This is a genomic window from Exiguobacterium sp. s128 (assembly GCF_018618815.1).
Lineage (GTDB): Bacteria > Bacillota > Bacilli > Exiguobacteriales > Exiguobacteriaceae > Exiguobacterium_A > Exiguobacterium_A antarcticum.
Genome location: NZ_JACSMT010000013.1, coordinates 39,525 through 60,521, shown reverse-complemented (window position 1 = coordinate 60,521; position 20,997 = coordinate 39,525). Strand labels below are relative to the sequence as shown.

Genomic DNA, 20,997 nt, shown 5'->3' with positions numbered 1-20,997 from the left:
AGGCTTGTCGTGTCAATCATACTTAGATGAACAGATTCAAGTTTGCGTCGTCCGTCGCACCTAGATAACTCGCGACACCTCCGTAATCGATGCCATCGAGTAACTCTTCTTTTTTGATTCCCATGATGTCCATCGACATCGTGCAGGCAATCATCCGAACTCCTGCGGCCTGCGCTTTCGCCATCATCGTCTCAAGCGCATCCACTTGTTTGTCCTTCATGACTTTTTTCATCATTTTTTGACCAGCCCCGCCCATATTCATGTTCGAGAGTGGCAGATCGCCGGCGTGTTTCGGCATCATCATGCCCATCATCCGTTCCATCGGTGCCTTCTCAACGGTCGGTGCATCTGGTTTTCGAATGACATTGAGTCCCCAGAAGGTAAAGAACATCGTCACTTGTTTCCCCATCGCCTGTGCGCCTTGCGCGATGACGAACGAAGCGAGTGCTTTATCGAGTTCGCCGCTGAAGACGACCATCGTCGCATCATCTGCTTTCGTGACGGTCGATTGGACAGGTTGTGTCGTCGTATTCCCTTTTTCGAGCAGGACTTCGACGATTCCCTTGTTCATTTCCGCCGTGTGGACAGTGTGTCCCAGTTTATGCGCCCACGCCTGAACATCCGGCAGGAATCCTGGATCCGAGGCTTTGATGAAAACTTGATCGCCGTCTTGCAGTTGATCAATCTTCGTTTTTAATTCCACAATCGGGCCCGGGCATTGGAGACCGCATGTATCCAGTAACGTAATCTGCTCTTTTGTTGCTCGTTTCGGCTCACTTTTCGTAATCGTCACAGCTGTTTCCTCCCGTACTTGGCTTCTCGCTTCGCGGTCACGGTGTACCGTCGCCCACGTCTTGTAACCGCCACTTAAGTTTTTGACAGTAAATCCGTTTTGCTTAAGCAATTGACTCGCGACATATCCACGTAATCCGACTTGGCAGGTCACGTAAATCGGTTGATCTTTTGGCAACTCATCCAGCGACTGACGCAACGTCGGTAACGAGATGTTAACAGATCCCGGAATCGAGCCGAGTTCATTTTCGGAAGGTTCCCGAACATCTAGCAACAGTCCGCCATTTGCGACAATCTGATCAATTTCATGCCAATGAACGTTTTCACTGTCCCCAAGCACGATGTTCGAGGCAATGTATCCTGCCATATTGACCGGATCCTTTGCTGAACTATAAGGAGGGGCATACGATAATTCAAGATCTGGTAGATCAAGAACCGTCAGCCCGCCTTTAATTGCCGTCGCTAGGACGTCAATTCGTTTTTCGACACCCGTCATCCCGATGGCTTGTGCACCAAAAATCGTTCCATCGACCGGATCAAACAGTAGTTTCATCGAAATCGGACTGGCACCAGGATAATAACCGGCGTGGGAACCCGGATGCAGATGAACCGCTTCGTAGCGGCGTCCAGACTGACGAAGGCGTTTTTCATTGACGCCGGTTGAAGCGACCGTCAAATCAAACACTTTTGCGACAGCCGTGCCGAGTGTCCCTGTGTACCGGACATCTCGACCCGTGATGATATCGGCGACGAGACGCCCTTGACGGTTCGCCGGCCAAGCAAGCGGAACGTGGACCGGTTCACCCGTAATATAGTCTTTGACTTCAATCGCGTCACCAATCGCAAAGATGGAAGGGTCTGAAGTCCGGAGTGTCTCGTCGACTTGAATCGTTTGTTTGATTCCGAGCTTAAGTCCGGCATCTGAAGCCAAGTTACTTTCTGGCATGACGCCGATCGACAGGATGTTCATCTCCGTCTGAATGATTTTCCCACTCGTCAGCACGACCTGTGTACCGGCTTGCTCAAACCGTTCCACACCATCCTCTAAAATCAGATCAACCCCTTTGGCACGTAGATGTTCATGCACAATCGCAGCCATCTCCGGATCGACGGGTGCCATGACTTGATCCGCCATCTCAATCAATGTCACACGTGCACCGCGCTCGACTAAGTTCTCCGCCATCTCAAGACCGATGAACCCACCACCGATGACCGTCGCATGGGATGGACGGGTTTCGTCGACGTATTGACGCATCTTGTCAGTGTCCGGGATATTCCGTAACGTAAAGACGTTCGTCGCTTCCGTCAACCCCGGGATGCCCGGCCGGATTGGTTTTGCTCCTGGTGACAGGATTAGATGATCGTATGTTTCTTCATATTCTTCTCCCGTCTCCACTTTACGAATGATTACGGTTTTTTGCTCACGATTGATTCGGATTGCTTCAGACAAATTCCGGACATCCAGATTGAATCGTGCGTTCATGCCTTCAGGAGTTTGAACCAATAATTTATTTCGGTCTTTAATGACGTCACCGATATAATACGGTAGACCACAATTCGCAAAAGAAATTTCCTTACCCCGCTCTAATAGAATGATTTCTGCCGTTTCATCCAATCGACGTAATCGTGCTGCTGCAGTTGCCCCACCTGCTACTCCACCTACAATGATTGTTTTCATCTTGTCTTCCTCCTTGAGTAGAATCCATTATTGTCTATGTGTACCAATATACCCATTCAGGTATACCTTTTCAAGTTATCTGTTCGTTCATTCACAAAGATGTCTTGCTTTAAAATGAAAATGTTCCTTTGAGGATAACGGACATTAGTTGCAATTCCATCTGAAATGCTTGAAACTGAGATTACAGTATCTATAAGGGGGATTTTTAAATGGACCAGGATCGTAACTCAAAAGACACGAACGATAACAAAGTCACACCGATTAACCAAAACAGTCAGCCAGAAACAAATGAGAACGGCGTCACAGCTGTTCAGCAACAGTATCTGGAAGAGTTCCAAGCTTTCTTAGTCGAAAAAGGCATCCCGATGGAAGCACGTGAGAACGAAACACATGTCTTCTTCATGACACAAGAAAAAACGCCATCTGGTGCTGAACCGATGATGATGATCGTCTTCAGCAAAACAGCAACGGATGTCGAATTGTTCGCTCGGACGATTACACATGTACCAGACGGTGTCGAAGATTTACCTATCTTAAATGCTATCAACGACTTTAACCAAGAGTTCAAATACTTCCGTGTCGTTCTCGACAGCGACCGTGATGTGACGATTGCTTCGACGATCGACTTGGATCATGGCTTTAATCCGGCAGCGATCTTTGGTCACTCGGTCATGATGTTCCAAGCTTCTGACGAAGTATTTGCGTATCTCACGAAACTGTATGACCAAGTTCAGTAAAACATCACCTTAAAATGGCTTCCGAGGCTTCTCGAGAGCCATTTTTTTCATTTTAAAGTTCAATTGACAATGAGAATTATTCTCGCTATAGTTAGATTTGTGAAAACAACATCATTTTATCAACTAATTATATATTCTGGGGGAATCGATTATGAAAAAACGAATTAAGGTAGCATCACTCTTCATTACGGCAGGATTACTTGCTGCTTGTGGCAACAGCGAAGAAACGACGACGGCTCCGAAAAAAGAGAAAACAGAGCAAACATCGGAGACGAAAACCAACGCCGGTATTGCGGCAACGACTTTAAAAGATGAATTGACGATTTTCAGTTCTATCAAGGCGGAGCTCGACAAAGCAAAAGAAGGTCAAGCCATCGACTGGAAAATGGTTACGACGAGTTATGACTCAAAATTAAAAGGCGGCGTCTCGACCGCTGCTCCTGAAATCGAAGAAGTCATCAGTTCCGCATTGGCGGGTGTCGAATCAAAAGAACTGGATGAGAACGTTGCCCGTCAACTTGTCGACAAAGGCATTCAGTCTTACTTCTATAAACTCCAAAAATCAACACAAGCGACAGCAGAAGAAGCCGTTGCGGCCGGCAAAACGGACGAAGCGACAGCTGCACTGAACGATATTAAAGACATGTCAGAAACGGTCTTCATCCCGACTGCCGAAAAACGGGATGCAAGTTACGGCTTTAAAAACGAAGACTCCATCGCTCAAGCCATCAATTCTGGGTTGACGGCACAGGAAGAAGCGATCACGGCGAAAAAGCCTGCCGATTTCAACGTGGCTAAACAGCTAACGGATAAATCAATCTACCGGTCGTTCTACCTTGCATCTCTCGGTTATGCGCAAAAAGTAGAAGAAGGCGTTAAAGCAGGTACAGATGAGAAGGAATTACAGATGGAGCAAGCCGAAGGATATGGTTTCTTGCTTGCTATTGAGGAATCACTGGCTGGTGGAGATGAAGAAGCAGTCACTAAACTAAAAGATCTTTATGATTTCTCAAAAACAAAACCTGAAGGTATTAAGTACAAAGAAGTGGAGAGCTTATTTGCCAAAGCATTAACTGCAAAAATTGACGGATACCACGAAGAAACACAAGAAGCACTTGAGAAAAAAGATGTTGATACGGCACGGGTCGAAGCGATGGAAGCAAACATGTTCGTCATTGCGATGAAACCGACACTTGAGAGTCGTCTCGGAAAAGAACAAGCCAGCACAGTGCTGTCTGACGCCAATGACTGGTATGCAATGGTTGAAAAAGGCGACGTGAAAGCTGAAGAGACAGGCAAGAAAGTCATTGACGCTTTAGAGCCGCTTAACTAAACGACTGGAAATGGAGGGGCGCGACATGCAAATTGGAATCACAGGTGGCGCAGGTTTCATTGGAGCGGCCCTCGCGCTTCGCCTTCAAGCGAGTGGTCATACCGTTAGTGTCATCGATGCTTTCACAGATTATTATGACGTTAAACTGAAACTGGAACGGGCTCATCTTTTGCAACAGCACGGGATTGAGGTCATTGAAGGGAACGTGCATGAGGATATGGCGACTTGGTGCGCCTCCCGTTCCTTTGCCGCCCTGTTTCATCTCGCCGCCTTGCCCGGTGTACCCGGCTCGTTGGCGGAACCGCACCGGTACATCGAGGATGATATCGCGATGACAGTGACCGTTCTTGAAGCAGCGCGCACACATTCCATTCCGCATCTGTTTTTTGCTTCTTCATCCTCCGTCTACGGTGAACAGACGGGTGCACTTGTTGAACATCAAGCAACCGGACAAGTGATGAGTCCCTACGCGGCAGCGAAATACAGTGCTGAGACATTTTGTCAGGCCTATCAGAATCTGTACGGTCTACAAATCGGCATCTTCCGCTTCTTCACTGTCTATGGTCCGTACGGCCGACCGGATATGGCGCTGTATCGGTTCATCGAACACGCCTTACACGGTCAACCGTTGACGGTTTTCGGTAAACCGGTTCGAGACTTCACTTATATTGACGACATCACACGGGGAATGGAACAAGCGCTGGAAGCACAGGCAACCGGTATTTTCAATCTAGGTGCCAACCGTCCGGAGTCAGTTCAAGACGTTGCAGCAATGCTCGGTAAACGGTTTGACGTGCCGGTAGCATTTGCTCCCGCACGGGCGGGAGATGTTTCAATGACATGGAGTAACACCGATGCGGCAAGGCAGACGTTCGGTTATGTTCCATCCGTCACGCTCGCTGATGGAATTGAACGGATGATCACATGGCATCTCGATCGCCTGTGATACGTGGGGCTGCGGGCGTCTTTCTGACGTTTGCAGCTCTTTTTTTACTCGTTCGTTTTGGACTGGAACTGCCTGTTGTTTACGACGATCTCCAAACCCTGTTGACATCTTCCTGGACAGTTGCCGCTACCGTCACCTATGCTTTCGCCTTTTATTTACGGGCGCTTGCTTGGCGAAACGCCGATGAAAAAACAGGTCCCACTGCGGTCTATCTGACGAGTCTCTATCTGGGACTCGCCATCAATCACCTCTCCCCCGTCAAACTCGGGGAAGCAGTGCGTTTGCTGACCGCACGCGCCATCGGTAGTCCGATGAAACGGACAACGGCGATTTTTGTCGCCCAACGCGGCATCGACCTATCCGTACTCGGTCTTTTCGTCGCTACCGGGTTATTATTAGGACAGACGGTATGGGTGGCCGGGGTCGCCTGTATCCTCGGTCTACTCGCACTACTGCTGGTCCGTCGATTCATCAAAACGATTTATCCGTTGATCGGCTATGGTGCACTTGCTTGGATGTGTGAAGCCGGCGCTGTTTTTTGCCTCTTTCAAGGTGCTGACGTCACCGTCGCTTTTCCGATTGTTCTAATCGCAATGAGTGCGGGCGTCTTATCCGGGATTGCCCAGTTTACGCCGGGTGGACTCGGGACGTATGAACTTGCGATGGGGACCGTCTTGCAGTTAGCGGATGTTCCACATCCCTATGAACTTGCCTTGATGACACATGTCTTTAAATACGCTTTTGCCTTTTTGGCCCCTCTTTATGTAGGTGTCCGACACTTCAAAATCGTGAAACAACTCTTCAACCAGTTTAAGGAGCACGATCAGAAAGGATGACATTGATGAAAAGTGCTTCCCGTTTTGAAAAAATTGCTGCACGCATGTGGAACTTATTGAATGAAGGAAAACCGTTCACTCCCATTTTTACGATCGGTGTTTTCCTCAGCTACACTTTGTTGTTCCAACAGACCTTAAGTGGTGTTGGCTTTGGCTTTTTGCTGACACTTCCGTTACTGCTCTTATATTGGAAGTTTGATTTCCCGCTCTTTCTACGGAATTACCTGTGGCTTCCGTTGATTGTCTGGTTCTTTATCGAAGGTACCGACTCTCGACTACTCCCCTTGTTCGCGTATGGAGCAGGTCTCTATTTCTTCTTTACGGTCTTTTTCTGGGGAACGATTTATTACCATCTCCGGATCGGGACAGATTGGCTTAACTTCACTCGTTTCTGGAAGTTAGTCCTCAAAAACAGTGACTCGACGAGTGGGAATGCCCAAGAACAACTACCGAAAGTCGGTCTGTTACTCGCCTATTGGCAAACCGCCTCAATCGAACAGACCCTCGACTGGTCTTATCTTTGGTTCCCACTTGGGCTGTTCGTGTTCGCTTGGATCTTGCATCATTACCTGTTTGACTGGAAACCAAAGCTCCCGACCGAAACGACCGTCGATGCACCGATTCCGACATCTAATAAAGTCTATGTCCTGATTGTCGACGGGATGCGAAAAGATCGGTACATGGCAGCAGACACGCCGTTCCTCGAACGCCTCCGGCAGGAAGGCACCGAGTACACGAACATGGAGACGGTCTATCCGGCTCGAACAGTCGTCTGTTTCAGCTCGATGTTCACCGGTGCCCGCCCGGAAGAACACGGGATCCATTCGAACATGGTCTGGAATACGACGGGTGTCAAAACCGATACTGTCTTTGACCGGTTGCGCGACGTCGGGAAAACCGGTAAGATTCTCGGAATCGCTCATCTCGTTGATGCGTTTGGTGCGAAGGACGTCCACACGGTGACAGCCGTCATGCATAATGATGTCGCGGATCGGAACATCATCGACCGGGCCAAACAAATCGTCCACCAAGAAGATCCGGACTTACTGGCGATTCAACTGATCGGGACCGATCAGACCGGGCACAGCCGCGGAACACTTTACTCCGAATATGTCCAAAAAATCGAAGAAGCGGACGCCTTACTGGCTGAATTTTGTGAGGAACTCGATCGGCTCGGGAAGCTCGACGATGCGACACTGATCGTCATGGCGGATCATGGACAAGCCGACGGCATCGGCGGTCATGGTCACCTCGATGAAGGCGAACGGTTTGTTCCGTTTTGGATGTACGGCAAACACATCCATGCCGGTCTGAAAGTGGATACGCACCGGCATATCCTGTCACTTGGACCCACTGTTTCGAAGCTGCTTGGTGCCGATATCCCGCACGACAGCCGGGGTGTCTTGCTTACGGAAGCCTTTAAGGAGGAATCCTCATGAAAAAAATCGTCGTTTTTTTACCGGCACATAACGAAGAAATTTCCTTACCGCTTGTGCTTAAACGAATCCCGACTAACATCGATGGACTTCCTGTTGAAACGATCGTCATCGATGACGGATCAACCGATGCAACGTCCGAGATCGCCCGGCAACACGGAGCAATCGTCTACCGCTTTGAACACAACCATGGTTTAGGTGCCGCCGTCCGCGAAGGACTTCGCCAGTCTTACCAACACGGGGCGACTGTCGCCGTCATGATTGATGCGGATAACGAATATCCGGCCGATCAGATTCCGGATGTCGTCCGGCCGATCCTTTTGGACGAGGCAGACTACGTGTTTGGTTCCCGTTTTCTTGGAACCGTCGACGGCATGCGCCTGTATCGGTATATCGGCAATCATGTCTTTACCTGGTTACAGTGTGTCTTATTAAAACGTCGGATTTACGATGGACAAAGCGGCATGCGTGCCTTTTCCCGTGCGGCGTGTAAACACGCGGAAATCATCCACGACTATAACTATGCCCAAGTGCTGACATTGAATCTTGTTCGAAAAGGGTTCCGGCTGCATGAAGTCCCGATTCGTTACCGTGTGCGGGAAGCCGGAAAGTCCTTTATTCGCTTGAATTATATCCAGCGTGTCCTCCCTGCGATTTACCGGGAGTGGCGTCGCCCGATCGTCCCACTGTCGTCTGAAGAACGTTTTGAACGAAAGGAGCATCTCGGATGAGAAAACCGCTTTTCATCACCGTCATTGCCTTCTTGTTCCTGATCATCACCCCGTTGCCGGCATTCGCCTACAGCTACGGCGATCCCGGAAAGGAAGCGTTCGCGGAAGCCTATAAGCAGTTTGAAGAACAGCTCGACCAAAACGATTACACGTTAGCCAGAGAAACAATTGATGCCTACGACAAGGAGTTTACGCTCTATTTCCCGGAAGCAAAAGACAAAATCGATGCAGCCTTAGCAGAGAAAGATGCCGATTCAGCAAAACAAGCCTATCGGGTCGCCCTGCGCCAAAACATCGAACGTCGCCTTCACTTCGCACAGGAACAATTCGATGATTTTGGACAGGCGAAGTTATTGCTTGCCAAAGCGCGTGGCACGTACGATGTACTTGCGCCTTACGTCAAGGAAAGTGAGGGTGCAAAGACAAGTGATTCATTGTATACTGCTTTTGATGATTCACTTGCCGCTCTTGGAAACCCCGGTTTGTTCGGGGTCGGGAAAAAAGCAAGCGATCGAAAAACATTTGATCAAAACATTAAACAGATTGAAGATACGGTCACCCCGCTGTTCGTTTTGCCGGGTGAGGAGAAGACCGGTGTCTTCGATGAAGAGGATTCGATTTTCGGTCAATCCTTTGGGACGGATGACATTTGGAAAACGGTCGCCATCAGTCTCGTCATCATCTTAATCGTCATCGTCATCATCGGTCAGCGTAAGAAACGACGCGCTCAATAAGGAGGAAGATACATGGATTTTCAGGCGTTTTTAATCACTCTTCGCGAATGTCTCGAAGCCGTCTTGATCGTCGGCTTGATTCTCGGTTACCTCGATCGGCTCAATGCACCACAATATAAAAAATGGGTCTACGCCGGTGTCGGACTTGCCTTACTCGCGAGTTTAGGTGTCGCCTTCCTGTTCCAAGTCGTCTTTACGAGTTTCGCCAGTTTCGGCAGCGATACGTATTTACGTCTTGGGATCATGATCATCTCTGTCTTCCTCTTGACCCACATGGTGCTGTGGATGGGCAAAGAAGCAAAGGAAAATCAGAAGGCCTCACAAGCAAAAGTCGCGGCTGCCGTCTCGACGGGTAGTGCGATCACGATGATTGTCCATTCGTTCCTCGTCATCGTCCGTGAAGGCATTGAAACGGTTTTCTTCTTCGCCGCCATCTCGGGTGGAGAAATCGAAAAAGTCTTAACGAGTTATGGTGCCGTCTCCGGTCTCCTGCTCGCCTTGATCTTCGGTTACTTGTTCGTCTCTGGGACGATGAAGATTCCCGTCAAACGCTTTTTCCAAGTGACCGGCGTCTTGATTCTGTTCATTGCTGCCGGCATGCTCGTCCAGACGATTGGCCGGTTCCAAGATCTTGGTTTACTCGGCAGTCTGTTGACGAATGCGGACGGTACACCGGCTGCCCTCTACAACATCGTCGCCTTCATGCCGGAACACTACATTGATCAGGTCCAGTATTTGCGGGATACGGGCAACACGACGTTGATCAGCGGTCAAATCGGTACGTTCATGGCTGCGATGTTCGGCTACAGTCATAATCCGTCCATCGAACAAGTTTTCGCCTGGTGGGGATACTTCGCTTTCGCCGGCTTCATGTTGATGCGTCAAAATCGCGCGCCAAAAACCGTCAAGAAACTGAAGGAGGTCTCGTGACGGTTCGAAGCGGTCATCCACAACGACGTGGACGATCGCTTTTTTTCATGGCTGTCTTGCTGATACTCGGTTGTCTCGCAGGACGCCTCTATTGGGTCAGCCCTTACGTTGCCAGCTACGATATCGCAAACTTCACCTTAGCGGTCGGACAATACGATTTAGCCAATTTACAGCCGCACTTCCCCGGGTATCCGTTTTTTATTTTGCTTGCGACGGGGCTCGCACGACTCGGACTTGATCCCGTCCGTGCCCTTGGCGTTGTCTCGACGCTCGGCTTTGCCAGTGGACTGATTCCGCTGTACCTGCTGTTCAAACGCAGACGATTCGATGCGGTTCGTCTGCTGGCTGCTTTTACGGTCGTGTCGACGGCTTCCCTTGTCGTCTTGTCCGCGACCGGGATGTCGGACGGTCTCGCACTCGGTGTTCTTTGTTGGTTTCTCTGGAGTGTCGAACGCGCCCGGCATCATCATTTCCGTCTCCTGCCGTATATCCTGTTCGGACTGTTGATGGCGACCCGCTTATCCTATGCACCGTTTGGGATCATCCTCTTGTTTTTACTGTGGCAAGTGCGGCGTGACGCTTGGCAAGTGGTGTCAGAGATGGCAGTCCTGCTCCTCGCCCAACTCGCCTGGCTGTTACCGGTCGCCTTCTCTGTCGGCGGACCAGCTTCCTTTGCCCAATTGTCACTCAGCTTCGTGACGGGTCATTTCTCGGACTGGGGAGGCACGGCGCAAACGGATGAAGCCACCCTGTTGGAACGACTTGGATTGACAATCAAACAAATGGTTTGGCATGGTCTTGGATTTGCCACTTGGATTGGTCTCGGATCGGGATTGTTGTTTTGCCAACGTTTCCGTTCGTTCCCGCTCTGGTGGAGCGTTACAGGAGCCGGTTATTTTCTCTGGGTCTGGTTTGCCCAAAACATCGATAAACCGCGGCATGTCTTACCACTCGTCTTACTGCTTGTGGTTTTACTCGTTCGACATCTGTCGGTCCGTTGGCTCGTTCCGTTTTTATGTATTCAATTGCTGATCGGAAGTACCGCTTTGTATCAACAAGCGACTACCAAACCGGCTACGATTCAGCTGGCGGAAGCCATTACCGGTTTACCGGCGTCCGCGACCATCTTTACGGATGAAGAAGAACGTCAGTTTTTGATGGCGCGTCCTGACGCTACGATCGTCCCGATTGGATCCGTCAGCAAATGGCGGGCGGAACCAAAATCACAGGGAGTCTACCTGACCGGACGATTGCTCGAACGGTTACGGGCGGCAGATGTATCGATCGAAGTGACGGAAGTTTTCTGCTTTACGAGCGATCCCCGGTTCGAACCGGAGGATGCGGAAGCGCGGTTATACAAGTTGAAATTGAATGAAGAAGTTCCGAGATAAAGATTCTGTTTTTCCTTATTTTTTTCAGATGATTAGCAAATTATCACTTCTCAACTTATTAGTTGAAGTGAACATAAAAAACCACTCTTTTCCATGCGCTTTCCTCAGGCGAGATACAAGCCAGTTTTCCTGCCTCCATGAGGCAGAAAATCGGGTCTTATTTGTCTCTGACAGCGCAAGTCGATTGCGTTTTTTCCTGTAGGAGTCGCGTGAAGCGAGTGATTTTTTGAATCCAGGTTCTTAATGTGTCGATCTTAACAGCTTAACAAAACGTCGTTGAGAAGCAGACAAGACGAAGACTCCTGCGGGAAAAGCGGAACAGATGAGACCCCGTAAGTCGCGCAGGCGACGCGGAGGCTCACGTTTCGCCCGCGGAAAGCGAAGTCTTGTCTGCGTATCAACGAATCTTGAACCGAATTCGAAGTACTTCCCTCATCATTCAAGTTGCATACGGTCGTTCCATATAATCAAATTGTCCGCCACTGATTTCAATCGTCTTGACCGGGACGAATCCAAGACGCCGATACAGGCGTTGCGCACCAGCATTCGTCTGATCGGCATTTAACGTAAACGCCCGTAATCCACGCCGTTCCCCTTCATCCGCCGCTGCCTGCAGCAGCTCAGACCCAATTCCTTTTCCACCATATGCCGCATCAACCGACAACGTATCCAGATAAAAGACGTTTCCTTCCGTCTCTTGATCAATCTGCACCTCTTGTCCTGTCCACGCGAGCAGCTGACGTTTAATCGGTTCATCCAACTGTGCCGCATCCACTCCCGCGTATGCGATGACGATGCCGACGACACGCCCGTCGAGTTCCTTGACGAGAATATTCTCGTGACTGAGCCGGTTTCCCGTTTGCGTAACGAACAGCGCGAGCCGTTCCAAAATTAATTCCTTTTCCTGTGTTCCGGTCAGCGTTTCAGCAATTTCATGAATCGCCTGTTCAATCAACGGTGCGATTTGATCCGCGTCATTAGCAGTTGCTTGTCTAATCATTTATTTGGCCCCTTTCTTCTACACTCTTTTATCGTAAAACAAAATCCCTCCTGACGTCAGGAGGGATTTGTTCATTTCATTTCAGTTCAGCTACTGGAACCGGTACAACGACTGGTTCACGTGTCATGACGGAAACAACACGACCTGCGATTGCAACGGCAAGTAAGGTGTATAACGTCAGACTAAGCGGTAAATAGACGAGTGAGATGACGAGGACGATGGCATCTAATCCAAATAAGATCGTTCCGATTGATAACCCCGTCAACTTACTAAGTCCCATCGACAAGAGATCGTCTCCTCCGGTCGCTGCGCCACTTTTCAAGACAAGTCCTAAACCGTATCCTGTCACGATTCCGCTGGCGACAGCCGCAATCAGTGTTGCCGGCCAAGCCTGTTCCGGAAAATGAAACAGATCCAGACGGTACCACATCTCATAAAATAATGAGAGGGCTCCGGCTGATACGAGTGCTTCACTGACAAACCGTTTGCCTTTAAAATACAAGGCGCCGATGAAAAATGGAATATCGAGCACGATCATTGAAATGGACGGATTGATGTCAAAAAAATAACGTCCGAGTAACGACAGACCAATAAATCCGCCTTCTGCCAAGCCAAATTGTTCATTCAAGGTATAGTAGCCGAATGCCATGAGTAGCGTCCCGCTTAAGATGGTGATGATTCGTTTCATGTGTTAGTGTCCTCTCCCGTATCTTAAATGGGAGAGGGTGTAGTTGTTCCGTTTGGGTATTCATCTATTTTCGCTCTCCCTGATTTTTTTCAAGCCATTACCTTCCTGTTCCATGAAGATTGGCACTGCTAAAAATCAGGTAAGCTGAATAGATGATTTGTCCTCTCGGTATCCATCGGTTTCCACCCTTTCGTTTCGTTTTTGTTCTCCACTTTATTATAACCCGAACTTCAGAAACTGAAACAGTTTTACACGTTTTTAACAGAAACGATACAGATGAACGGATACATCTATCCTAATATCCACTTTTGCTCACTCATTCACAATTTAGACATTATTATGCTCAACGCTGAACAAAGTACTTGAAAACGACATTGTGAAGTAATACACTAAGACTATCAAATGAATGTGATATTAATCACAAACAAACAAAAAGGGGACTTTACTCATGAAAGTAGCAGTCATCGGATGTACACACGCAGGAACAGCAGCAGTCAAAGAATTGGCTTCCCAACACGAACAACTGGACATCACTGTTTACGAACGAAACGATAACGTGTCTTTCCTTTCTTGTGGTATCGCGCTTCATGTCGGCGGTGTCGTCGAACATGCTGAATCGTTGTTTTACTCTTCACCAGACGAATTAGCTGAACTAGGTGCCGATATGCGCTTAAAACATGATGTCCTAGAAATCGATAGTACTAACCAAACGATTCTCGCTAAAGATCTTGTCACCGGTGAGACCGTTCACGATACGTATGACAAATTGATCATGACGACCGGTTCTTGGCCAATCATTCCGATGTTACCAGGCATCGAGCTCAACCAAATCGAACTCTGTAAAAACTACCACCATGCGCAAACGATCATTAAAAAAGCAACGGATGCCCAGCGGATCACCGTCGTTGGTGCGGGTTACATCGGAGCAGAACTCGTTGAAGCGTTCGAGGCATACGGTAAAGACGTCACGTTCATCGATAGTGCCGATCGTATCTTAAATAAATACCTGGATCGTTCGTTCACGGACATCATTGAAACCGAATTGACAGATCGTGGAATCCGCCTCGAACTGAACCAAACCGTCCAAAGTTTCACAGGTGTCGATGGCAACGTCACACAAGTCGTCACAGATAAAGGAACGTTTGAGACGGATCTCGTCATTCTCTGTGTCGGCTTCCGACCAAGTACGGAATTGTTAAAAGGACAAATCGACATGTTGCCGAACGGTGCCATCATCGTCGACGACTATATGCGGACGAGTAATCCCAACATCTTCGCTGCCGGTGACAGCTGTGCCGTCTATTACAATCCGGCCCGGACATACGCGTATATTCCACTTGCCACAAATGCCGTCCGGATGGGAACACTCGTCGGAAAAAACTTACTTGCCCCAACGATTCGTTATCAAGGAACACAAGGCACATCCGGTCTTCGGTTGTACGATTTAAATATCGCTTCGACCGGTCTGACGGAAGATGCTGCTCCTTTCTTTGGTCTTGAAGTAGCAAGTACGACGGTCAAAGATGCCTATCGTCCTGAATTCATGCCGACAGCTGAAGATGTCCAATTGAAACTTGTCTACGAAACAGGAACACATCGTGTCGTGGGTGCGCAGATCATCTCAAAAGTCGACCTGACACAAGCGATGAACACATTATCCGTCGCGATTCAAAACGAGATGACACTCGAGGAACTCGCTTTCGTCGACTTCTTCTTCCAACCGCACTACAACAAACCGTGGAACTTACTGAATCAAGCGGCTTTGCAAGGGATGAAAGAACTGACATCGGAACGTGTCTAATTAATCAATGACTCAATCTTTTTAAAAATCGGAGTTCACACACGTGGACTTCGATTTTTTTATTTGTCATGCAATCGTCCCCTACAATCTGTTGCTACAGCCTTGTTGGAGACCCTTTTCCATTTGCTGAAAACTTCACTTGATTAATCAATTGACGTTTAGACGTGAATTGACAGGGAAGATATTACTTATGCAAATGAAACCATTATCTAGGAGGAATCAATTCATGTCACAGTCTAACAATCCGCTTACACAGTATTTCAACGATGATTTCCCAAAACAATATCAGGATGCACCGGCTGTTCAGGCAAAAATGGAACCGGTCCCCGATTGTGGTGAAGAAAGTTATAAAGGATCAGGCAAATTAACAGGGAAAAAAGCCTTGATCACAGGCGGCGACTCCGGAATCGGGCGCGCAGCTGCCATTGCTTATGCACGTGAAGGTGCAGATGTTTTTCTCAACTATCTACCGGAAGAACAACAAGACGCTGAAGAAGTTAAAGCACTTGTCGAAGCAGCAGGTCAAAAAGCATACTTACTGGCGGGCGACCTCAGTGATGAAACATTCTGTCAGCAACTCGTCAAAGAAGCACACGAATCACTTGGCGGAATCGATATTCTTGCCCTTGTCGCCGGCAAACAACAAGCCGTCGAGGACATCATGGACCTGTCGACGGAACAACTTCGCAAAACATATGAAATCAATGTCTTTTCGCTGTTCTGGGTCGTCAAAGCTGCTCTGCCGCTATTAAAAGAAGGAGCTTCAATTATCACGACGACTTCGGTCCAAGGATACAATCCAAGTGCAAACCTGCTTGATTATGCATCTACGAAGTTTGCGATCAACGGATTTACACGCGGACTTGCGAAACAAGTTGCGCCAAAAGGCATCCGTGTCAATTCCGTCGCACCGGGTCCAATTTGGACGCCCCTACAAATCTCAGGTGGCCAACCGAGCGAAAATATTCCGGAATTCGGACAAGACACACCACTAAAACGGAGTGGACAACCGGTCGAGCTTTCGGGCGTTTATGTGTTCCTCGCTTCAGATGACGCCAGTTATGTGACGGCACAAATTTATGGTGTCACAGGCGGAATTGAACTCGCTTAATTGAATGCTAGAGTAAAAAGCGGTTTTGATGGCGACATCAAAATCGTTTTTTTGTATGAGTTGCTTCTGCCGGTCTGATTTAGTCTAATGAAGGTATACATATAATTAGGAGATGATTCATGTGACAGAAAAAGAAAAGATGATTCAAGGCCAGTTGTATTTAGCTGGGGATGCCGAGCTTGTCGCTGATCGAAAGCGCGCTCAGAAGCTTTGCCATCAATTCAACCAACTCGGCATCGAAGAGTTACCTGCTCGAAAACTTCTCCTCCAGCAACTGTTCCAGACGGAGCAAACGGATTTCTACATTGAACCGTCTTTTAAATGTGATTATGGCTATAACATCACGCTCGGTGCCCGCTTTTATGCCAATTATGATTGTGTCCTGCTCGACATTTGTCCGATTACGATCGGCGACAACTGCATGCTTGCGCCGGGCGTCCACATCTATACGGCGGCTCATCCGCTCGATCCAGTTGAACGCAACAGCGGTTATGAATTCGGAAAACCGGTCGTCATTGGAAACAACGTCTGGATCGGCGGACGTGCCGTCATCACTCCGGGTGTGACGATCGGGGACAATGCCGTCATCGCGGCCGGAAGTGTCGTCGTCAAGGATGTCGCTCCGAACACTGTCGTCGGCGGGAATCCGGCCCGTTTCATCAAACCGATTTGATTTCTCATCAAATTTTAATCTAATCCTCAGTCTCCTCTCACTTGCGGGCGCTATTCTAAGAATAAGAAAAGCAGCTACCACTACTGAGGAGGAAATCATCATGACAAACGAAAAACGTACGGATAAGCAAAAAAAGAATTTTGTAAAACGCGGTCTCGCTTCAATCGCCATCACAGGAACGGTGTTAACAGGTGCCGGAGCCTTCTTACTATTCACCGGTCCAGGACACAATCTCGTCAATTCAACGGTCACGACTTCCGGGCAAGTCGAACAGAAAGTCGAAGCGGCTTCGACAAAAGTCTCGAGCAACGTCAAACAATCACTTCCGAGCGCGTTTCGTGAGGACGATCAAGAAGTGGAAGGAACGTTAAAAGAAGTATCTGATACATCAGTGACACTCACACAAAATGGTTCGGATCAGTCGTATTCGTTTGCCTCATCTGCTGACATCGAACAAGCTAAGGCTGGTGACTGGATTCAACTTGAGCTCACGCAAGATGGTCTTGTCCGTGAACTCGAACGGGAAGAGGATCGTGATGGTCGAGATGACGATTCATCCGACGATGACCGCAATGAAGTCACCGGTGTCGTCAAAGAACTGTCCAATGAACAAATCGTTTTGACTCAAAATGGTTCGGATCAAACGTACCGTTTCATCGAGCGAGCAGAGATCGACCAAGCGCAAGCCGGTGACAACGTCAAACTTGAACTGACTCAAAACGGTCTCGTCCGAGAGCTCGACCGGGAAGATGCAAATGATCGAGACGACCGGAACGATGACCGTCAAGAAGACGATGCAGCTGAAGACCAAGACATCCGTGGTGCATTGGTCCGTGTGACGGACACACAAGTCGTCATTGAACAAAACGGTAAAAACGTGACGTTTGAACGTGCGCAAAACATGGAACAGGATAATGATGTACAGGTTGATTCACAAGTCGAACTTGAGTTGAACGGATCTAAGCAAGTGACAGAAATCGACGAACAGTCGTAAGGAGGAAGTCTATGGCACCGACCATCTTAATCGTCGAGGACGATTCGAAAATCGCCCGCCTACTTGAACTGGAGTTAAACCACGCTGGATACGCGACGCAGGTCGCCTTCAACGGTAAAGATGGCTTAGTAGCTGCTGAGAACGACATCGATCTCGTCTTACTTGACGTGATGATGCCGGAGCTCAGCGGCTTCGAGGTGCTTCGACGGCTTCGCGGAAAAGGTAATCCGGTTCCCGTCATCTTATTGACGGCACGAGGCGAAGTGTATGACAAGGTTGCTGGTCTTGATCTCGGCGCCAATGATTATGTGACGAAACCGTTTGAAATCGAAGAATTGTTGGCCCGGATCCGGGCCTTACTCCGCTTGACGACACGTGCCGCCGTCGAATCCAATCAGTTGCATTATGCCGATGTCTTACTGGATTTGGACCGGCATGAAGCGTTTCGCAACGACGTCCCACTTGATTTGACTCCGCGCGAATTTGATTTGTTATCCTACTTGATGGAAAACAAGGAACACGTTCTGACGCGCGAACAAATTCTGAACCGTGTCTGGGGGTATGATTATTTCGGTGAAACGAATATCGTCGACGTCTACATTCGCTATTTACGTAAAAAAATCGATCGCAGTCGATCGCCTCTGATCCAGACGGTTCGTGGAATCGGCTATGTCTTAAGGGAGGAAACAGGATGAAGTTACGGACAAAATTGGCGTTATCGGTCACGCTGTTTACGACGCTTCTGTTACTCCTGTCCTTTTTAGTCGTCACTTACGTCGTCCGGGATCATCTGATCGAATCTCGATTCACCCAACTCGAGCAGGCAGAAGAGCTGATGGAGGATGATTCCTCGACCCGTGCCTTGCTGACATTACATGAAGACTCTGTTGTTTTGTCACGCGTTGATGGACGTTGGGTCATCACGAACGATGAAGAGGATGATGATTCTGCCACGGTCAATGGAGACGTCCAGGCGCGTGATCTTCCCGGAATTCCGACGACACGAGACGAACCGTTTAAATCTGGAAACTGGTTTGGTGTTGTCCACCAAGATCAAGCCTATCTGTTTGAAGATGATACGGTCGATGATACGATTTCAACCTTGATCTTCGCCTTCTCGATCGTCTTGCTCGTCGCTCTCATCATCGCCTTTCTCAGCAGTTTCTTTATTGCCTATCAGACGTTACGCCCACTTCGTCAACTCAGTCAGACGATGGAACGGATTTCTGACTCGGGCACACTCGAGACCGTTCCGGAACAACAAAATGATGAAATCGGCCAACTTGGTAAAGTCTTTAACCGGATGATCGGACGGGTCGATCAAACGATGGAGCAGCAACGGCAGTTCGTCGCCGACGTCTCCCATGAGATGAAGACGCCGCTGACCGTGATTGAAGGATACGCGAAATTACTGAAACGCTGGGGCAAAACGAATCCGGATGTCCTGGAGGAATCGATCAGTAACATCCTGAACGAAACGCATACGATGCGGAGCGGACTGATCGAGCCAATGCTCGAATTGTCACGACTCGGATACGGAGAAACGACGACGGAAACCATTGATCTCAAACAACTGGGAACGGAAGTCGCTGACCGGATGCACCATGCGTATGCGGTCGACCTTCGAGTTGATGCAACCGGTACCGTCATCGCGAACCACGAAGCACTCGTCCGTATTTTGACGATCTTCATCGACAATGCGATTAAATATGCGAAGGATCCAGAACTCCATCTCCGACCGGACCGCTTAGAAGTTCGTGATCGCGGAACGAACTTATCTGCTGAACAACGGAAACGTCTGTTTGATCGATTTTACCGGCTGGATGAAGCACGCGACCGCTCTGGCAGCGGTCTTGGACTTTCGATTGCCGCCGCGTTAGCGGAGCACCATCATCTATCCGTCGGAAGTGAAGCACGTTCTGGCGGTGGAAGTTGTTTCTACATTACGTTCCATTGACACCTGAAACGAAACTTTCCTTTGTCATTTAGCGTACACTAGAGGTAGTAGTCAGATGATGAAGGAAGGTTATGAACGATGGATAAAAAACGCTGGGGAGGCCTAGCCGTCGCAGGTGCATTTTTGCTTTCGAAAGGTAAAGTCCTACTCGCTCTCTTAAAGTTCTCTAAATTTGGCGGAACGTTAATCTCGTTCGGCATTTCGTTATTGTTTTATGCACAAATTTTTGGCGTCTGGTTTGGTATCGGTTTGCTGTACCTCCTGTTCATTCACGAGATGGGGCACTTAGCTGCTGCAAAACGGCTTGGCTTCAAGACGGGACCGGCGATTTTTATTCCGTTCATGGGTGCTGTCATCGGTATCAAGGATACGTTCCGGACACCAAAACAAGAAGCGATTTTAGCTTACGGAGGTCCGCTTGCCGGATTACTGTCCCTGATTCCGCTTTTGATTGGTTATGCGTTGACGGGAAACGAGTTTTGGCTCGTCATTTTCCACTTGGGGGCTTTGTTGAACCTGTTCAACCTGTTGCCGGTCAGTCCGCTTGACGGTGGACGGATTTTAGCTGGTCTGCCGATCGTCGTCTGGGTAGCGGGTCTCGCTGCACTGATTGCCTACGGCATCACGCATTTCAGCATCATCCTGTTACTCATCGCCTTCTTAGGCGGCAGTGCCGTCTGGAAACGATACCGTTTCGCGAAACAATACGAAGACAATAAATCCGTCCTGATGTTGTATCGTGCCGCCCGCAGTCGTGTCCTTCAAGCGAAAGTCGAGCAGGAACAACTGGCGGCAACGGAAACGGCTGCCGAACCGACAATCGATGAAATCGACGACACACCGAGTTCCACGTATGACCCGATTGCCTGGTCACTCCGGCACGATCTCCAAGATTTACGTAGTGCCAGTCCGGAAGAAGCAAAAAGTGCTGCTGACGACTTGTTACGTTATCAATATGATTCCGCCAATGACTATGATGCGTTACTACGCCGGCTTGATCAACGGATCGAACCATTGATCGAAGCTGAAAAATCGGTCGAATATCATCAGATGCCGAAAAAACAACAGACAATTACGTTAGTCGCTTACTTGGCGCTTGGCGCAATTCTCTTCATTGCCTTTGAATACTCAAAAGGATATCTTCCGACTCCGTCTTAAAAAGCAACTCTGTGAAACAGGCATTCCTCCAGTTGTGGGTGGGATGCTTTTTTGGATAAAAAAATCATTTT

19 protein-coding genes are annotated in these 20,997 nt (G+C 48.8%); 16 read left to right on the top strand and 3 right to left on the bottom strand.

Going from position 1 to position 20,997, the window contains the following annotated elements; genetic code table 11:
• Positions 1–22: 22 nt before the first annotated feature.
• Positions 23–2,470 carry a CoA-disulfide reductase gene (locus KNQ13_RS07250; protein WP_026830370.1) on the bottom strand — a complete coding sequence of 816 codons (2,448 nt, stop codon included), beginning with the start codon at positions 2,468–2,470 and terminating at the stop codon, positions 23–25.
• 209 nt (positions 2,471–2,679) lie between these two features.
• Here KNQ13_RS07250 and KNQ13_RS07245 point away from each other — a divergent pair, with 209 nt between their 5' ends.
• The 9 genes from KNQ13_RS07245 (at position 2,680) to KNQ13_RS07205 (ending at position 11,544) form a co-directional block, all read left to right on the top strand.
• Positions 2,680–3,207 (top strand): type III secretion system chaperone family protein, encoded by a 528-nt coding sequence (locus KNQ13_RS07245; protein WP_012371690.1) that lies wholly within the window; start codon positions 2,680–2,682, stop codon positions 3,205–3,207.
• 151 nt (positions 3,208–3,358) lie between these two features.
• Positions 3,359–4,540, top strand: a complete 1,182-nt coding sequence (locus KNQ13_RS07240) for a hypothetical protein (RefSeq protein WP_026830371.1) — start codon at positions 3,359–3,361, stop codon at positions 4,538–4,540.
• A 25-nt stretch (positions 4,541–4,565) separates the two neighbouring features.
• Positions 4,566–5,486, top strand: coding sequence for an NAD-dependent epimerase/dehydratase family protein (locus KNQ13_RS07235; RefSeq protein WP_026830372.1), 921 nt, complete (start codon positions 4,566–4,568; stop codon positions 5,484–5,486).
• Complete coding sequence (locus KNQ13_RS07230) at positions 5,465–6,322, top strand: lysylphosphatidylglycerol synthase domain-containing protein (RefSeq protein ID WP_026830373.1); 858 nt, start codon at positions 5,465–5,467, stop codon at positions 6,320–6,322. Before KNQ13_RS07235 ends, KNQ13_RS07230 begins: the two co-directional genes overlap by 22 nt.
• A 5-nt stretch (positions 6,323–6,327) precedes the next feature.
• Positions 6,328–7,761: an alkaline phosphatase family protein gene (locus tag KNQ13_RS07225; RefSeq protein WP_026830374.1), complete on the top strand. Its 1,434-nt coding sequence runs from the start codon at positions 6,328–6,330 to the stop codon at positions 7,759–7,761.
• The gene (locus KNQ13_RS07220; RefSeq protein ID WP_026830375.1) at positions 7,758–8,489 is read left to right on the top strand and encodes a glycosyltransferase family 2 protein; all 732 of its coding nucleotides are present in this window, start codon (positions 7,758–7,760) and stop codon (positions 8,487–8,489) included. Before KNQ13_RS07225 ends, KNQ13_RS07220 begins: the two co-directional genes overlap by 4 nt.
• Positions 8,486–9,223, top strand: coding sequence for a hypothetical protein (locus KNQ13_RS07215; protein WP_014971545.1), 738 nt, complete (start codon positions 8,486–8,488; stop codon positions 9,221–9,223). The genes KNQ13_RS07220 and KNQ13_RS07215 overlap by 4 nt, the downstream gene beginning before the upstream one ends.
• A gap of 12 nt (positions 9,224–9,235) precedes the next feature.
• Positions 9,236–10,153 (top strand): FTR1 family iron permease, encoded by a 918-nt coding sequence (locus KNQ13_RS07210; RefSeq protein ID WP_026830376.1) that lies wholly within the window; start codon positions 9,236–9,238, stop codon positions 10,151–10,153.
• Positions 10,150–11,544 carry a hypothetical protein gene (locus KNQ13_RS07205; RefSeq protein WP_026830377.1) on the top strand — a complete coding sequence of 465 codons (1,395 nt, stop codon included), beginning with the start codon at positions 10,150–10,152 and terminating at the stop codon, positions 11,542–11,544. The genes KNQ13_RS07210 and KNQ13_RS07205 overlap by 4 nt, the downstream gene beginning before the upstream one ends.
• Positions 11,545–11,983: 439 nt before the next feature.
• Here KNQ13_RS07205 and KNQ13_RS07200 read toward each other — a convergent pair whose 3' ends face one another.
• Together KNQ13_RS07200 and KNQ13_RS07195 are read right to left on the bottom strand one after the other, a co-directional pair.
• Positions 11,984–12,544: a GNAT family N-acetyltransferase gene (locus KNQ13_RS07200; protein ID WP_014971548.1), complete on the bottom strand. Its 561-nt coding sequence runs from the start codon at positions 12,542–12,544 to the stop codon at positions 11,984–11,986.
• A 76-nt stretch (positions 12,545–12,620) separates the two neighbouring features.
• Positions 12,621–13,232 carry a YitT family protein gene (locus KNQ13_RS07195; RefSeq protein ID WP_014971549.1) on the bottom strand — a complete coding sequence of 204 codons (612 nt, stop codon included), beginning with the start codon at positions 13,230–13,232 and terminating at the stop codon, positions 12,621–12,623.
• 448 nt (positions 13,233–13,680) lie between these two features.
• Here KNQ13_RS07195 and KNQ13_RS07190 point away from each other — a divergent pair, with 448 nt between their 5' ends.
• The 7 genes from KNQ13_RS07190 (at position 13,681) to KNQ13_RS07160 (ending at position 20,926) form a co-directional block, all read left to right on the top strand.
• Positions 13,681–15,033, top strand: a complete 1,353-nt coding sequence (locus KNQ13_RS07190) for an FAD-dependent oxidoreductase (RefSeq protein ID WP_026830378.1) — start codon at positions 13,681–13,683, stop codon at positions 15,031–15,033.
• 226 nt (positions 15,034–15,259) lie between these two features.
• Entirely contained in the window at positions 15,260–16,144 is an 885-nt protein-coding gene (locus KNQ13_RS07185; protein ID WP_026830379.1) for an SDR family oxidoreductase, read from the top strand.
• Positions 16,145–16,265: 121 nt separating this feature from the next.
• Complete coding sequence (locus KNQ13_RS07180; RefSeq protein ID WP_026830380.1) at positions 16,266–16,817, top strand: maltose acetyltransferase domain-containing protein; 552 nt, start codon at positions 16,266–16,268, stop codon at positions 16,815–16,817.
• Between the two features lie 100 nt (positions 16,818–16,917).
• The gene (locus tag KNQ13_RS07175) at positions 16,918–17,811 is read left to right on the top strand and encodes a hypothetical protein (protein ID WP_026830381.1); all 894 of its coding nucleotides are present in this window, start codon (positions 16,918–16,920) and stop codon (positions 17,809–17,811) included.
• An 11-nt stretch (positions 17,812–17,822) separates the two neighbouring features.
• The gene (locus tag KNQ13_RS07170; protein WP_026830382.1) at positions 17,823–18,506 is read left to right on the top strand and encodes a response regulator transcription factor; all 684 of its coding nucleotides are present in this window, start codon (positions 17,823–17,825) and stop codon (positions 18,504–18,506) included.
• Positions 18,503–19,768: a sensor histidine kinase gene (locus tag KNQ13_RS07165; protein WP_026830383.1), complete on the top strand. Its 1,266-nt coding sequence runs from the start codon at positions 18,503–18,505 to the stop codon at positions 19,766–19,768. Before KNQ13_RS07170 ends, KNQ13_RS07165 begins: the two co-directional genes overlap by 4 nt.
• A gap of 78 nt (positions 19,769–19,846) precedes the next feature.
• A complete protein-coding gene (locus KNQ13_RS07160; RefSeq protein ID WP_026830384.1) occupies positions 19,847–20,926 on the top strand; it encodes a site-2 protease family protein in 1,080 nt (359 codons plus the stop codon).
• Positions 20,927–20,997: the final 71 nt, after the last annotated feature.

Bases quoted from the DNA above. Each gene is read 5' to 3' on its own strand.
- KNQ13_RS07220 (WP_026830375.1), top strand. From the start codon at position 7,758: ATGAAAAAAATCGTCGTTTTTTTACCGGCACATAACGAAGAAATTTCC.
- KNQ13_RS07215 (WP_014971545.1), top strand. From the start codon at position 8,486: ATGAGAAAACCGCTTTTCATCACCGTCATTGCCTTCTTGTTCCTGATC.
- KNQ13_RS07250 (WP_026830370.1), bottom strand. From the start codon at position 2,470: ATGAAAACAATCATTGTAGGTGGAGTAGCAGGTGGGGCAACTGCAGCA.
- KNQ13_RS07170 (WP_026830382.1), top strand. From the start codon at position 17,823: ATGGCACCGACCATCTTAATCGTCGAGGACGATTCGAAAATCGCCCGC.
- KNQ13_RS07240 (WP_026830371.1), top strand. From the start codon at position 3,359: ATGAAAAAACGAATTAAGGTAGCATCACTCTTCATTACGGCAGGATTA.
- KNQ13_RS07165 (WP_026830383.1), top strand. From the start codon at position 18,503: ATGAAGTTACGGACAAAATTGGCGTTATCGGTCACGCTGTTTACGACG.
- KNQ13_RS07185 (WP_026830379.1), top strand. From the start codon at position 15,260: ATGTCACAGTCTAACAATCCGCTTACACAGTATTTCAACGATGATTTC.
- KNQ13_RS07190 (WP_026830378.1), top strand. From the start codon at position 13,681: ATGAAAGTAGCAGTCATCGGATGTACACACGCAGGAACAGCAGCAGTC.
- KNQ13_RS07235 (WP_026830372.1), top strand. From the start codon at position 4,566: ATGCAAATTGGAATCACAGGTGGCGCAGGTTTCATTGGAGCGGCCCTC.
- KNQ13_RS07245 (WP_012371690.1), top strand. From the start codon at position 2,680: ATGGACCAGGATCGTAACTCAAAAGACACGAACGATAACAAAGTCACA.
- KNQ13_RS07210 (WP_026830376.1), top strand. From the start codon at position 9,236: ATGGATTTTCAGGCGTTTTTAATCACTCTTCGCGAATGTCTCGAAGCC.
- KNQ13_RS07225 (WP_026830374.1), top strand. From the start codon at position 6,328: ATGAAAAGTGCTTCCCGTTTTGAAAAAATTGCTGCACGCATGTGGAAC.
- KNQ13_RS07175 (WP_026830381.1), top strand. From the start codon at position 16,918: ATGACAAACGAAAAACGTACGGATAAGCAAAAAAAGAATTTTGTAAAA.
- KNQ13_RS07160 (WP_026830384.1), top strand. From the start codon at position 19,847: ATGGATAAAAAACGCTGGGGAGGCCTAGCCGTCGCAGGTGCATTTTTG.
- KNQ13_RS07200 (WP_014971548.1), bottom strand. From the start codon at position 12,544: ATGATTAGACAAGCAACTGCTAATGACGCGGATCAAATCGCACCGTTG.
- KNQ13_RS07230 (WP_026830373.1), top strand. From the start codon at position 5,465: ATGGCATCTCGATCGCCTGTGATACGTGGGGCTGCGGGCGTCTTTCTG.
- KNQ13_RS07195 (WP_014971549.1), bottom strand. From the start codon at position 13,232: ATGAAACGAATCATCACCATCTTAAGCGGGACGCTACTCATGGCATTC.